The 13,145-nt window shown below is 70.4% G+C and carries 13 protein-coding genes; 12 read left to right on the forward strand and 1 reads right to left on the reverse strand.

Translation table 11 applies throughout. The features are described from left to right. Positions 1–62: 62 nt before the first annotated feature. Positions 63–1,061: a 4-hydroxythreonine-4-phosphate dehydrogenase PdxA gene (pdxA, locus tag EBL85_RS15395; RefSeq protein WP_165913415.1), complete on the reverse strand. Its 999-nt coding sequence runs from the start codon at positions 1,059–1,061 to the stop codon at positions 63–65. Positions 1,062–1,314: 253 nt separating this feature from the next. Here pdxA and EBL85_RS15400 point away from each other — a divergent pair, with 253 nt between their 5' ends. The 12 genes from EBL85_RS15400 (at position 1,315) to EBL85_RS15455 (ending at position 13,054) form a co-directional block, all read left to right on the forward strand. Next, positions 1,315–3,321 (forward strand): sodium-translocating pyrophosphatase, encoded by a 2,007-nt coding sequence (locus EBL85_RS15400; protein WP_123141579.1) that lies wholly within the window; start codon positions 1,315–1,317, stop codon positions 3,319–3,321. A 208-nt stretch (positions 3,322–3,529) separates the two neighbouring features. After that, a complete protein-coding gene (locus EBL85_RS15405; protein WP_123143369.1) occupies positions 3,530–5,197 on the forward strand; it encodes a SulP family inorganic anion transporter in 1,668 nt (555 codons plus the stop codon). Positions 5,198–5,327: 130 nt separating this feature from the next. After that, entirely contained in the window at positions 5,328–5,648 is a 321-nt protein-coding gene (locus tag EBL85_RS15410) for a ribulose bisphosphate carboxylase small subunit (RefSeq protein ID WP_165913416.1), read from the forward strand. A gap of 237 nt (positions 5,649–5,885) precedes the next feature. Next, positions 5,886–7,301, forward strand: a complete 1,416-nt coding sequence (locus EBL85_RS15415; RefSeq protein WP_123141582.1) for a form I ribulose bisphosphate carboxylase large subunit — start codon at positions 5,886–5,888, stop codon at positions 7,299–7,301. 42 nt (positions 7,302–7,343) lie between these two features. Further along, complete coding sequence (locus tag EBL85_RS15420; RefSeq protein WP_005222837.1) at positions 7,344–7,685, forward strand: ribulose bisphosphate carboxylase small subunit; 342 nt, start codon at positions 7,344–7,346, stop codon at positions 7,683–7,685. A gap of 52 nt (positions 7,686–7,737) precedes the next feature. Next, positions 7,738–9,870, forward strand: coding sequence for a CsoS2 family carboxysome shell protein (locus EBL85_RS15425; RefSeq protein WP_123143371.1), 2,133 nt, complete (start codon positions 7,738–7,740; stop codon positions 9,868–9,870). 10 nt (positions 9,871–9,880) lie between these two features. Further along, complete coding sequence (locus EBL85_RS15430) at positions 9,881–11,404, forward strand: carboxysome shell carbonic anhydrase (RefSeq protein ID WP_123143372.1); 1,524 nt, start codon at positions 9,881–9,883, stop codon at positions 11,402–11,404. Then, positions 11,401–11,646 (forward strand): carboxysome peptide A, encoded by a 246-nt coding sequence (locus tag EBL85_RS15435; RefSeq protein ID WP_062272959.1) that lies wholly within the window; start codon positions 11,401–11,403, stop codon positions 11,644–11,646. The genes EBL85_RS15430 and EBL85_RS15435 overlap by 4 nt, the downstream gene beginning before the upstream one ends. Positions 11,647–11,648: 2 nt before the next feature. Beyond that, positions 11,649–11,930, forward strand: coding sequence for a carboxysome peptide B (locus EBL85_RS15440; protein WP_123141585.1), 282 nt, complete (start codon positions 11,649–11,651; stop codon positions 11,928–11,930). A gap of 19 nt (positions 11,931–11,949) precedes the next feature. Continuing rightward, positions 11,950–12,258, forward strand: coding sequence for a BMC domain-containing protein (locus tag EBL85_RS15445; RefSeq protein WP_123143373.1), 309 nt, complete (start codon positions 11,950–11,952; stop codon positions 12,256–12,258). Positions 12,259–12,317: 59 nt separating this feature from the next. Continuing rightward, the gene (locus EBL85_RS15450; protein WP_123141587.1) at positions 12,318–12,785 is read left to right on the forward strand and encodes a bacterioferritin; all 468 of its coding nucleotides are present in this window, start codon (positions 12,318–12,320) and stop codon (positions 12,783–12,785) included. Next, positions 12,782–13,054: a 4a-hydroxytetrahydrobiopterin dehydratase gene (locus EBL85_RS15455; RefSeq protein ID WP_062272966.1), complete on the forward strand. Its 273-nt coding sequence runs from the start codon at positions 12,782–12,784 to the stop codon at positions 13,052–13,054. Before EBL85_RS15450 ends, EBL85_RS15455 begins: the two co-directional genes overlap by 4 nt. Positions 13,055–13,145: the final 91 nt, after the last annotated feature.

Here is a 13,145-nt window from a genome sequence, read left to right on the forward strand (position 1 = left end):
ATCTCGGGGCCGCTCTGCGTTGGTTTCGAGTCATGCGCCGCGGCGTGGTTCCGTGACGGGCCTCAGCCGGGGTTGGCGTGCACCTGCTCGGCCATCCGCTGCGCCAGCGCCAGCGCCTGTTCGAGACTGCCGAGATCGGCACGATCGGTACCGGCGAGATCGAGCGCGGTACCGTGATCGACCGAGGTGCGGATGATCGGCAAGCCCAGGGTGACATTGACCGCGCGTCCGAAGCCGAGGTGCTTGAGCACCGGCAGCCCCTGGTCGTGATACATCGCCACCACCGCGTCGCTCGCGGCGATGCGCTCGGGGACGAAGGCGGTGTCGGCCGGCAGCGGGCCGATCAGCTCCATCCCCGAGTCGCGCAGTCGCGCCAGCGCCGGCTCGATCACCTCGATCTCCTCGCGTCCCAGATAGCCGCCCTCGCCGGCGTGCGGGTTGAGTCCGCACACCAGGATGCGGGGTCGGGCGATGCCGAAACGCTCGCGCAGGTCGCGCCCGAGCAGTTCCAGGGTCAGCTCGACGCGCTCGCGGGTGATCGCCGCCGGGACCGCGGCGAGCGGCAGATGGGTGGTGACCAGCGCCACCCGCAGCTCGTCGGTGGCGAGCATCATCACCGGGTGGGCGCGGCAGCGCTCGGCGAGGAACTCGGTGTGCCCGGTGAAGGGGAGGCCGGCGTCGTTGATCACCCCCTTGTGCACCGGGCCGGTGACCAGGGCGTCGAAGCCGCCGTCGCGACAGCCGTCGCAGGCCCAGGCGAGGGTCTCGAGCACATAGTCGGCGTTGGTCGGGTCGAGCTGGCCGGGGGTGACCGGGGCGCGCAGCGTCACCGGCATCACCCGGATGGCGCCCGCCGGGGTCGGCGTCGGCGGTTGGTCGGGCTCAAAGGGCAGGGTCTCGAGTTCGAGCCCGATGGCGCGGGCGCGGGCGCGCAACAGGTGCGGGTCGGCGATCGCCACCAGCTCGGCGGATTGTGGGACCTGGGCGAGCCGGGCCACCAGGTCGGGGCCGATCCCTGCCGGTTCGCCGGGGGTGATCGCCAGTCGTCGCGGTGCTTGCATGCTGTCTTCGGGGCCTCTCTGGCTGAGGATGGAATGGCCGCCCATCGCCTGGCGGCGCTGCCTGCGAAGCAGTGTAACGCCGATGCTTGCGTGATCGGCATGATGTGGTGAGTGCTGATGCGCCCTGAACGGGCTGTCGGACGACGACCGGGTAATGACGGAGGGATGACGGCTCAATCGCTTTTCGGTGCATTATCTGCTATAACCGGCGCGGTTTTACACCCCCCAACGACCGATGGACTGAGGAGTTCAGATGTCAGCTAATGCGTTGATTCCTTTATTGTTCGGGGCGGGTGGCCTATGGGTTGCCTACTCCATCTACAAGCTGGTCCTGCAGTATCCCGAGGGCGAAGACAAGATCAAGAAGATCGCCGATGAGATCCATCTCGGCGCCATGGTCTTCATGCGTCGCGAGCTGGTCATGCTCGCCGTCTTCTGTGCCGTGGTATTGGTGCTGCTCTATTTCTTCCTTGGCTGGAAGACCGCGCTGGCCTTCGTGATCGGAGCCGGCGCCTCGGCCGCAGCCGGGTATCTCGGCATGTTCTCGGCCACCAAGTCGAACGTGCGTACCACTGCCGCGGCCCACAAGGATGGCGCAGCCTCTGCATTGACCGTCGCCTTCTTCGGTGGTTCCGTGATGGGGCTGCTGGTCGCCTCGCTCGGTCTGCTCGGTCTGGGCTTCCTCTATCTGCTCTTCGGTGGTGATCCGGAGAGCTCGCACGCCATCCACGGCTTCGGTGTCGGTGCCTCCTCGGTGGCGCTCTTCTATCGTGTCGGTGGCGGCATCTTCACCAAGAGCGCCGACGTCGGCGCCGATCTGGTCGGCAAGGTCGAGGCCGGCATCCCCGAGGACGATCCGCGCAACCCCGGCGTGATCGCCGATAACGTCGGCGACAACGTCGGCGACGTCGCCGGCATGGGCTCGGACATCTTCGAGTCCTACTGTGGCGCGCAGATCGCCACCATCGCCATCGCCGCGACCCTGACCGCGGCCTCGCTCGACGTGCTGGGCGATCAGTCCTCGCTGATGTTCCTGCCGCTGGCGCTGGCCTCGGTCGGTCTGCTGTGCTCGATCGCCGGTATCTTCCTGGTCAAGCAGGTCTCGGCGAAGCAGCCGGCCACCGCGCTGCGCATCGGCACCACCGCCTCGAGCCTGCTGTTCATGGCCGCCTCCTTCCTGCTGGTGATGATGATGGATGTCTCCAACGGCATCTGGTGGTCGGTGCTCGCCGGTGCCGCCGGTGGCATGGTGATCGGTCTGGTCACCGAGTACTACACCTCGTCCACGCCGGTGCGTCGCATCGCCGAGTCCGGTGAGACCGGTACCGCCACGGTGATGATCTCGGGGCTGGCCGTGGGCATGCAGTCGGTGGTCATCCCGGTGCTGACCATTGCGCTGATCATCTTCGTCTCCAGCCACCTCGCCGGTCTCTACGGCGTCGGCATCGCCGCCGTGGGCATGCTCGCCACCGTCGGCATCACCATGGCGATCGACGCCTATGGTCCGGTCGCCGACAACGCCGGCGGCATCGCCGAGATGGGCGGCCTGGGCGCCGAGACCCGTGGCATCACCGACTCGCTCGACGAGCTCGGCAACACCACCGCGGCCATCGGCAAGGGCTTCGCCATCGGTGCTGCGGCACTCGCGGCGCTGACCATCATCGCCGCCTATATCGCCACGCTGCACCATCACCTGCCCGACTTCGAGCTCAGCCTCGGTGATCCCACCGTGCTGATGGGCATGCTGATCGGCGGTGCGGTGCCCTTCCTGATCGCCTCGATCACCATGACCGCCGTCGGTGACGCGGCCTTCGAGATGATCAACGAGATCCGTCGCCAGTTCCGCGAGATCCCCGGCCTGCTCCAGGGCGAGGCCCAGCCCGATACCGCGCGCTGTGTCGACATCGCCACCACCGCGGCGCTGAAGAAGATGATCCTCCCCGGGGTGATCGCCGTGGCCGCGCCCGCGCTGGTCGGTTTCGGCATCGGTCCCGAGGCGCTCGGCGGCATGCTCGGCGGCGCCCTGCTCAGCGGCGTGCTGCTGGCGCTGACCATGGCCAACTCCGGTGGTGCCTGGGACAACGCCAAGAAGTATGTCGAGAAGGGGAACCTCGGCGGCAAGGGTTCGACCGTGCACGCGGCCACCGTGGTCGGTGACACCGTCGGCGACCCCTTCAAGGACACCTCGGGTCCGTCGATGAACATCCTCATCAACGTGATGGCGATCGTCAGCCTGACCATCGCGCCGCTGCTCGGTTGATCGGCTGATCTCCGCGGGGCCCTCTGGTCCCGCGGGCGGCAGGGATGCCGCGATGCGCGTACCAACGCCCCCGCTCCGTCGGGGGCGTTGGCGTTTTGGACGATGGTTGAGTATCGATATTTTTAGATGGGTCGTATCGGGATTATCACTTTGCATAGATGATCCCCGGCGTTTCTCATAGCGGCGACGCAATCAGCCGGGGTGAGGCATGCGACTGTTCAACGAGATCCGTCTCGACAACCTGCGCGGCGACCTCTTCGGCGGGGTGACCGCTGCGGTCATCGCCCTGCCGATGGCGCTCGCCTTCGGTGTCGCCACCGGTGCCGGGCCCGCCGCCGGGCTCTATGGCGCGGTGCTGGTCGGACTCTTCGCCGCCCTGTTCGGCGCCACCCCCACCCTGATCTCCGAGCCCACCGGTCCGATGACGGTGGTGATGACCGCGGTCATCGCCAGTCTGATCGCGCTCGACCCCGAGCAGGGCATGGCGATGGCCTTCACCGTGGTGATGCTCGCCGGGGTGTTCCAGATCCTCTTCGGCCTGCTGCGGCTGGGCAAGTACGTCACCCTGATGCCCTATACCGTGGTCTCCGGGTTCATGACCGGGATCGGGTTGATCCTAATCGTGCTGCAGATCGGTCCCTTCCTCGGTCAGGCGGCCCCGGGCGGCGGGGTGCTCGGCACCCTCGGCGAGCTGCCGGCGCTGATCGCCGGGATCGAGCCGGCCGAGACCCTGCTCGCGCTCGCTACCCTGGCGCTGATCCTGTTCTTCCCCAGACGCTGGCGCCGGGTGCTGCCGCCGCAGCTGCTGGCCCTGGTGCTCGGCACCCTGGCCTCGCTGTGGTTGCTCGGTGACAGCGAGATCCGTCGCATCGGCGAGATCCCCAGCGGGTTGCCGGAGCTGCAGCTGCCGGTGTTCAGCGCCGAGCAGTGGCGGCGCATGCTCACCGATGCCCTGGTGCTCGCCGCGCTCGGCAGCATCGACGCCCTGCTCACCTCGGTGATCGCCGAGAGCATGACCCGCAAGCCGTGCAGCGCCGACAAGGAGCTGGTCGGGCAGGGGCTCGGCAACCTCGCCTCCGGGCTGTGCGGCGGCATCCCCGGCGCCGGCGCCACCATGGGCACCGTGGTCAACATCCAGACCGGGGCGCGCAGCGCGCTCTCGGGGATCGCCCGCGCGCTGATCCTGCTGGTGGTGGTGCTCTGGGCCGGTGGGCTGACCGCACAGATCCCGCTCGCGGTGCTCGCCGGGATCGCGATGAAGGTCGGGCTCGATATCGTCGACTGGTCCTTCCTGCGCCGCGCCCACCGGGTCTCGTTCAAGGCCGCCGCGATCATGTACGCGGTGATCGGGTTGACCGTGTTCGTCGATCTGGTGACCGCGGTGGCGCTGGGCATGTTCGTCGCCAACCTGCTCACCATCGACCGGCTCAGTCGGCTGCAGAGCCGCGAGGTGCGGGCGATCCAGCACCCCGACGACCCCGCCGCGACGATTCGTCTCAGCGACGACGAGCAGGCGCTGCTCGAGCGCGGCGGTGGACGGGTGCTGCTGTTCACCCTCGGCGGCCCGTTGATCTTCGGTCTGGCCAAGGCGATCTCGCGCCAGCACGCGGTGCTCGAGGACCACGACGTGCTGATCCTCGACGTCACCGAGGTGCCGCTGCTCGGGGTGTCCTCGTCGCTGGCGCTGGAGCGGCTGGTGCTCGAGGATCTCGAGCAGGGACGCACGGTGATCCTCGCCGGGGCGCGGGGCGAGGTGAGCGCGCGGCTCGAGCAGCTCGGACTGCTCGCGCGCCTGCCCGCCAAGCACCTGGTGGCCGACCGGGCCGGTGCGCTGGCGCTCGCCGAGCGCCTGCTCGAGAGCCGCGCCGCGGCCTGAGCGCGCTCATCGACCCCGATCGATGGTCGGTGACGTCGATTCGAATTTCCGAGTCTTTTGGTTGGATACCATCTTGGAGAGCAGACGGCCCGCCCCGGGCCGTGCCCGCCACCCCCAGCGAGGTCCAGCCATGTCACACCCCGCCGCATCGCGCGCTGCCGACCAGCCCCCCGCCGAGGCTCGCATGCTCGCCGGTCTCGGCGCCTGTCTGAACCCATCCTGCGTGGTTCGTATCGAGCATGCCGCCGACCCCGATCCGCGCCGCCCCTGCTGGTCGTGCTGGGGCGAGCCGCGCGGCTACGACGGTGATCTCGAAGGGTTGCTCGGCGCCATCGACGCCTGTCGCGCCCGTCATCCCGGTGATCAGGTCCGGCTGCGCATCGACGACCTGCGCTGGCACAGCGCCCTCGCCCTGGTGGTCCATCGTCCGCGTCCCCTCATCCCCGCCTGATTCCTGCCGTTCATCGGATCCTCCCGGGGCCGCGCACCGGCCCCGCGTGAACGACCATCGGGGTCATTCGCGCGCATTCCGCTTCATTCCTCATCGCATTCATTCAATGGGCGTCATCGTCGATGAGTTCATCGACGATGGTCTATCGATAGCATTTTCTATATCGATTGGTAATGAATGATCGATCTATCTATCGTTGCGCCCGAACGCGGCCGAATTCATTGAATGGAGTAAATCATGAGCACCAAGACCTACGACGCGGGCGTCAAGGATTACGCGCTCACCTATTGGACCCCGGACTATGTCCCGCTCGACTCCGACCTGCTGGCCTGTTTCAAGGTGACGCCACAGGCCAATGTCCCGCGCGAGGAGGCGGCCGCCGCGGTCGCCGCCGAGTCCTCGACCGGCACCTGGACCACGGTGTGGTCCGATCTCCTCACCGATCTCGACTATTACAAGGGCCGCGCCTATCGCATCGAGGACGTGCCCGGCGACAAGGAGAGCTTCTATGCCTTCGTCGCCTACCCCATCGATCTGTTCGAGGAGGGCTCGATCGTCAACGTGCTCACCTCGCTGGTCGGCAACGTCTTCGGCTTCAAGGCGGTGCGTCACCTGCGTCTCGAGGACATCCGCTTCCCGCTGCACTACGTCAAGACCTGCGGCGGACCGCCCAACGGCATCCAGGTCGAGCGCGACCGCATGGACAAGTACGGTCGTCCCTTCCTCGGCGCCACCGTCAAGCCCAAGCTCGGGCTCTCGGCGAAGAACTACGGCCGCGCCGTCTACGAGATGCTGCGCGGCGGGCTCGACTTCACCAAGGACGACGAGAACGTCAACTCCCAACCCTTCATGCGCTGGCAGAACCGCTTCGAGTTCGTCATGGAGGCGGTGCGCAAGGCCCAGGAGGAGACCGGCGAGCGCAAGGGCCACTATCTCAACGTCACCGCGCCGACCTGCGAGGAGATGTTCAAGCGCGCCGAGTTCGCCAAGGAGCTGGGCGCGCCGATCATCATGCACGACTTCCTCACCGGCGGTTTCACCGCCAACACCAGCCTCGCCAACTGGTGTCGCGACAACGGCATGCTGCTGCACATCCATCGCGCCATGCACGCGGTGATCGACCGTCATCCCAAGCACGGCATCCACTTCCGCGTGCTCGCCAAGTGTCTGCGCCTCTCCGGCGGCGATCATCTGCACACCGGCACCGTGGTCGGCAAGCTCGAGGGCGACCGGCGCTCGACGCTCGGCTTCGTCGACGCCATCCGCGAGTCCTTCGTCCCCGAGGATCGCTCGCGCGGGCTGTTCTTCGACCAGGACTGGGGCGGCATGCCGGGGCTGCTGGCGGTGGCCTCGGGCGGTATCCACGTCTGGCACATCCCGGCGCTGGTGGCGATCTTCGGTGACGACGCCGTGCTCCAGTTCGGTGGCGGCACCCAGGGTCACCCCTGGGGCAACGCCGCCGGCGCGGCGGCCAACCGGGTGGCCACCGAGGCCTGCATCAAGGCGCGCAACGAGGGCGTCGAGGTCGAGCAGCATGCCCGCGAGATCCTCACCGATGCGGCCCGTCACAGCCCCGAGCTGGCCGCGGCGATGGAGACCTGGAAGGAGATCAAGTTCGAGTTCGACACCGTCGACAAGCTCGACGCGGCCTGAACCGTGCGTTAGCCCAACAGACAACGCGGAGTGCATCACACCATGAGCGACCATCTGATCATCGGCGATCACGCCACCGTCGGCCGTCACGAGACCTTCTCCTACCTGCCGCCGCTCAGCCGCGAGGAGATCGTCGAACAGATCCTCTTCATCCTCGACAACGGCTGGAACGCCTCGATCGAGCACGAGCACCCCAGCCGCGCCTTCGAGTACTACTGGCCGATGTGGAAGCTGCCCTTCTTCGGCGTCCAGGACCCCGAGCAGCTGCTCACCGAGATCGAGGCCTGTCGGCGCAGCTATCCCGACCACCATGTCCGTCTGGTCGGCTACGACACCTTCGCCCAGACCAAGGGACACGCCTTCCTGGTGCATCGCGCATCCTGAACCGAGGCAGCCGCGCCGGCGGCGAGGCGACCATCCGCGAGCGAGGAGTGACATGGCAGAGCCAACACGCGAGAACAGCTTGAACGGGCGTGCCGCGGCGATCGCGCGTCGTCGTGCCCAGGCCAGCGGTGGCAAGCGTGCCGCCTCGGGAGGTGCGCCGGCGCCGGCGCCCGCCGCGCCACCGGTCAGCGCGCCACTGCCGCGCAACGGCGAGCGCGTCGCGCCGGCGGCCGGTCGGCGCGAGGCGATGGCACGGCGTCAGCGCATCGCCGAGTCGGGTGGTCGCGCGCTGCCGGCGTCACGCTCGCGCTCCGCGGCGCGGACCGAGCCCCGCGCTGCGGCCCAGACGCGACGGCGCGCCCAGCGCCCGGAGTCGGCATCCACTGAGGGTGCGTCGGCGGCGGGGACGGGGCGCACGCGAGCTGAGTCCCCGTCGCCGCGTCGCGTCGCGCGTCCCGGCAGTCCGCCGCGTCGGGCACGAGCGCGTGCCGCGAGCACGGCCCGGGAAGGGACGCATCCGGCCGGGCGCGTGCTGGCGATGGCCAGGCGCGCGGCGGTGTCGGGTCGCGGCAAGGCGGGGCTGGAGGCGATCGGCGGGCGCTCGCGCGATGCCGCCACCACCACCCTGATGCGGCGTGCCGGTGCCAGCTCGCGCGAGATCGCCCGGCGGGTGCGCGAGCAGCGCTGCGAGCACGGCAAGGGCGGCGAGTCCTGTCCGCGCCCGACCGGTCGCACCCGGCGTCAGGGTAGCGCGCGCGCCGAGGGCGCGAGCGGTCGCGGCGAGACCAGCGAGACGGCGCGCGGCCTGCCGGTCAGCGGTACCCGGCTCGGGCGTGCCGCGCGCACCACGGGCGACGAGGCCGGGGTCTGTCGTACCGTCACCGGGACCGAGTACTTCGGCGCCGAGCTGTTCCAGGAGTTCTGCGGCCAGCGCCCCGAACCGCCGTCCCCCCTGCCGGTCGTCAGCACCCCGGCGGGACAGCGGGTCACCGGCGCACGGGTGGGCCGCGGCGAGCGGGTCACCGGCGACGAGCGCGGCGCCGGGCGCAGCCTCACCGGTACCCCCTATACCGAGCCCGGCCCCGAGGGCGCGCCGCCCAAGGTCGCACATGACACCACGCTCGCCCAGCGCCCGATCACCGGGACCTCGCTGGGACGCGGCGCGCGCACCACGGGTGACGAGGCCGGTGCCTGCCGACGGATCACCGGCGACGAATATCTCGGCAGCGGACACTTCCGCCAGCACTGTGAGCAGGTGCCCGCGCCCGAGGGTGGCGTCAAGATCGGCGTCACCCCGACCTGGAGCGGTCAGCGCCTCAGCGGCACCCAGGTCGGCAGCGCCGCGCGCGTCACCGGCGATGCCGCCGGGCGCTGCGAGACGGTCACCGGCAGCGATTATCTCGGTCCCCTGCATTATCAGCAGCACTGCGCGCCCGAGGCGTTGGCGGCACAGGCCGCGCGGCGTCCCGAGTCGCGTCCCGGCGGCGCCGATCTCACCGGCATCCAGCCCGGCATCGCCGGGCCGAGTACCGGTCAGCGGCGCGGGCGCTGTCAGTCGATCACCGGGACCCCCTATGTCGGTGAATCGGCCCTGGCGGCGGTCTGTGATCCGGCGGCGCGCGCGCCGACCGAGGACGACACGCCGGTCGAGTTCGGCGAGGACTTCCCGCAGCCGCTCGGCGGCGGTCACTGGCAGGGGGTGGTGTTCTCGCGCCCCGAGGCCACCCCGCGCGCCACGCCCCGGGTGACCGGCGCCAGCGCGGGTGGCTCGGCGCGGATCACCGGTCCCTTCGGTCTGAGCAGCGGGGTGGTGACCGGCACCGAGGAGTTCCGTGCGCGCCGCCCGAGCGGCGCCGAACAGCCGGCCCCGGGGTTGATCCCCGCTCCGGTGGCGACACCCGAAGCAGCGGTGCGCGCCCGCGTCACCGGCGAGGGGCGCGATGGTGGTACCCGTATCACCGGCGATGACTGGGGGCGAGGCGAGCGCGTCACCGGCACCGAGGGCAGCTCGGCGAGCGCGCGCAACCCGACCCGGCGTGGCGGACCGATGGGGCCCTTCGCCGGTGCCCGGGCGCTGCGTGGTCAGCGCCAGCCCGAGGAGGCGCCGCCGCTGCAGGTCACCGGCGCCAGTGGCGGCAGCGATCGCGGTGCCCTGGTGACCGTCTCCGGCGGGGCGCGGGGCTGAGGTGGCGACCATGGCGGCCATTCGCACCAGCCCCCGGCCCAGCCGCACCGCGCGGCGCCGCGCCCCGCTGTGGCGCGCCGCGCCGCCGCGCCAGCCGCTGACGAGCGCCACCCCGGTGAGCGCCGTCTCGGTCGCGGCGGGGCCGGCGCTGCCCTCCCAGGGCGGCGACAACCGCCGCCTCGGTGACTACGAGCGTCGGGTGCGCCAGGCCTTCGCGGCCATCGAGCCGGCGTTGCGTCAGATCGCGGCATTGCCCCAGGACGCCGGGTTCGTGCGCCGCGCCCAGCACGAGGCACGCAGCCGGCTGGGCTTCGAGCTGCCGGTCTCGGTGCTCGAGCGCGCCTGGATCGGCGGGCTCGACATGCGCGCGCTCTTCGCTCATGCCAGCTTCGCCACGGTGCGTGCGCTCAGCGACGACTACTTCCTCAACGATCCGCTGGGGATGGGGGCGCGCGCCGTCGAGTTCGAGCGCTTCCTGCTCGAGTGCGGTTTCCACGCGATGAGTCTGACCCCCTGTTCGGACGGTCGGCTGGCGCACGTCATCGGCTACGTGTTGCGCCTGCCGATGGGGGTGGTGCGGCGCAAGGCCCATGCCGGGGCGCTGTTCGACGTCGAGGAGGCGGTGCGCCGCTGGACCGAGACCGAGCTGCGCCGTCATCGCGAGGGTGTGCCCAACACCGCCGAGGCGCCCACTCGCTATCTCAAGGTGGTCGCCTATCACTACAGCAGTCGCGACCCGGCGCACCAAGGGTGTGCCGCGCACGGCAGCGACGATGCGCGCGCCGCCGCCGCGGGGTTGGCGCAGTTGCGCGCCTTTCGCGAGGCGATCGAGAACAGCTATTGCTGCGGCGCCTCGATCGACATCCTGCTGATCGGCATCGACACCGACACCGACCGCATCCGCGTCCATCTGCCCGATGCCGCCGGCGAGCCGGCGCTCGAGCGCCATCTCGACAGCGGGCCGCTGCATGCCGAGACCCGGGGGCTGGGGGCGCAGGCCGTGCGCGATCACATCCGCGCCGCGGTGGCCGCCGCCGGTGGCGCCAGTCCGCCGGCCGAGGGCATGCAACGTCTGGTCGCGCGGTTGATCGAGCACAACCTGGAGCAGCTCGACTACGTCCGCGCCGAGCACGGCGGCCAGTATCCAGACGCCGGGCACCAGGAGCGTTTCATCGGCGTCGGCGGTGATCTCTCCGAGGTGCAGCTGCGCAACCTCACCTTCTTCGCCTTCATGCGCACCCTGGAGGAGGGCGCGGCCGACCTCGACATCGGCATCGACATCTTCCGTCGGCTCAACCTCGAGCGCGGGCTGCCGATCCCGGTGGTGGTGCGCTTCGACTATCCGGGGCGGGTGCCCGGGGCGCGCGCGCGCGCGGCGGAGCGCTGCGCGCGGGTCGTCGAGGCGATCACGCGACGCTACCCCGAGCTGGTCGCGCGGGGGTTGCTGCACACCTGGTCGACGGTGCGCGACAGCGATCACGGTGGCCGCATCGAGAGCGTCGGCGGCTCCTTGAGCGAGTGGGAGGGACTATGAAGATCTGTCAGGTCGAGCGCCCGCTGGTCGCCACCAACCGCATCCCCGGGCTCGAACACCGTCACCTCCAGGTGGTGCGCGACGGCAAGAGCCAGCTGGTGGCGGTCGATGCGGTCGGCTGTACCCCGGGCGACTGGGTGATCTGTGTCGGCAGCTCGGCGGCGCGCGAGGCGGCCGGTCACAAGGACTATCCGAGCGATCTGACCATCGTCGGCATCATCGACTACTGGGAGGAGGGCTGAACATGGAGATCATGCAGGTGGAGCGCTCGCTGGTCTGCAGCCGGCGCATCCCCGGGCTGGAATCGGTGTCGCTGCGGGTGCTGCGCGGCGCGCGCGGCGCCCGCGCGGTGGCCGTCGACACCCTGGGTGCGCGACCCGGCAACTGGGTGTTCACCATCTCCGGGTCGGCGGCGCGCCTCGCCGTGGGCAAGTCGATCCTCACCGATCTGAGCATCGGCGGGATCATCGATCACTGGGAGAGGGACGCCGCGCGTCCCGATCCTCGTTCGCAGCGTTCATGTTGAGACAGAGGAGTCTGAGACCATGGCCGAAGAGCACTACGGAATCGCCCTGGGGATGATCGAGACGCGCGGGCTGGTGCCCGCGATCGAGGCGGCCGACGCCATGACCAAGGCCGCCGAGGTGCGGCTGATCGGTCGCGAGTTCGTCGGCGGCGGCTATGTCACCGTGCTGGTGCGCGGCGAGACCGGGGCGGTCAACGCCGCGGTGCGCGCCGGGGCCGACGCCTGCGAGCGGGTCGGCGACGGGCTGGTGGCGGCGCACATCATCGCCCGCCCGCACCGCGAGGTCGAGCCGGTGCTGCCGGAGCGTCCCGCCGAGGGTGGCCGCTGAGCACGGGCGGTCGCGCCACGGCGAGCGCCGTGGGCGCGATCACCGGGAGGAGCGAGACGATGAGGCTGGATCCGCGTGTGCTCGGCTATCTCGGTCGGGCGCTGAGTCATGAGTACGGGGCGGTGCAGCAGTATCTCACCCACGCCGGGCTGGCCGCGGCCTGGGGGCTGGAGGCCGGTGCCGCACGTCTGCGCGCCGAGGCGCGCGAGGAGCTCGATCACGCCGAGCGGTTGACCGCACGGCTGCTCGATCTCGGCGCCATGCCCGGGGCCTCGCGGTTGCGCCCGGTGCGGGCGGGGACGTCGCTGCAGGCGCTGCTCGAGGCCGATCGCGCGCTCGAGGCCGAGGCGCTGGCGCTCTATCGCGAGGCGGCCGAACACAGCGCCCGTGTCGGCGATACGGTCAGCGCCGAGCTGTTTGCGGCCCTGTACGAGGAGGAGCGGGCGCACGCCCGTGCGCTCGCCGAGTGGATCGACGACCTGCGCGCCGCCCCGGCGGCGCCCCGGCTTGGAGGGATTGACGCATGAACCAGAGCGATTGGCGTGAACGCAACCGTCCGGCGCGGCTCGAACGGCGACTGAGCTTCGCCGACTACGACCACACCCGCGACTTCCTCGAGGACATGGCCGGGGTCAGCGAGCGACTCGGGTATTATCCCGACATCAGCTTCGGTCGCACCCATGTCAGCATCACCATCCATGCCGAGGACGGCGCCGAGTGCGTCGACCCGGCGCGCCGCGCGCTCGCCGGCGAGGTCGATGCGCTGTTCGCGCGCAGCCAGGGGGCGTCGTCATGAGTGCCGAGACACCGTCGCCCGAGGGCGACCAGCCGCCGCTCCCCGAGCCGCCGAGCGCGACCCCGCCACCGCGCAAGCCGCGCCGCAAGCG

The organism is Marichromatium sp. AB32 (genome assembly GCF_003718675.1).
Taxonomy (GTDB): domain Bacteria; phylum Pseudomonadota; class Gammaproteobacteria; order Chromatiales; family Chromatiaceae; genus Marichromatium; species Marichromatium gracile.

Bases quoted from the DNA above. Each gene is read 5' to 3' on its own strand.
- EBL85_RS15430 (WP_123143372.1), top strand. From the start codon at position 9,881: ATGGCGGCCATTCGCACCAGCCCCCGGCCCAGCCGCACCGCGCGGCGC.
- EBL85_RS15450 (WP_123141587.1), top strand. From the start codon at position 12,318: ATGAGGCTGGATCCGCGTGTGCTCGGCTATCTCGGTCGGGCGCTGAGT.
- EBL85_RS15420 (WP_005222837.1), top strand. From the start codon at position 7,344: ATGAGCGACCATCTGATCATCGGCGATCACGCCACCGTCGGCCGTCAC.
- pdxA (WP_165913415.1), bottom strand. From the start codon at position 1,061: ATGCAAGCACCGCGACGACTGGCGATCACCCCCGGCGAACCGGCAGGG.
- EBL85_RS15400 (WP_123141579.1), top strand. From the start codon at position 1,315: ATGTCAGCTAATGCGTTGATTCCTTTATTGTTCGGGGCGGGTGGCCTA.
- EBL85_RS15440 (WP_123141585.1), top strand. From the start codon at position 11,649: ATGGAGATCATGCAGGTGGAGCGCTCGCTGGTCTGCAGCCGGCGCATC.
- EBL85_RS15405 (WP_123143369.1), top strand. From the start codon at position 3,530: ATGCGACTGTTCAACGAGATCCGTCTCGACAACCTGCGCGGCGACCTC.
- EBL85_RS15425 (WP_123143371.1), top strand. From the start codon at position 7,738: ATGGCAGAGCCAACACGCGAGAACAGCTTGAACGGGCGTGCCGCGGCG.
- EBL85_RS15435 (WP_062272959.1), top strand. From the start codon at position 11,401: ATGAAGATCTGTCAGGTCGAGCGCCCGCTGGTCGCCACCAACCGCATC.
- EBL85_RS15445 (WP_123143373.1), top strand. From the start codon at position 11,950: ATGGCCGAAGAGCACTACGGAATCGCCCTGGGGATGATCGAGACGCGC.
- EBL85_RS15410 (WP_165913416.1), top strand. From the start codon at position 5,328: ATGTCACACCCCGCCGCATCGCGCGCTGCCGACCAGCCCCCCGCCGAG.
- EBL85_RS15415 (WP_123141582.1), top strand. From the start codon at position 5,886: ATGAGCACCAAGACCTACGACGCGGGCGTCAAGGATTACGCGCTCACC.
- EBL85_RS15455 (WP_062272966.1), top strand. From the start codon at position 12,782: ATGAACCAGAGCGATTGGCGTGAACGCAACCGTCCGGCGCGGCTCGAA.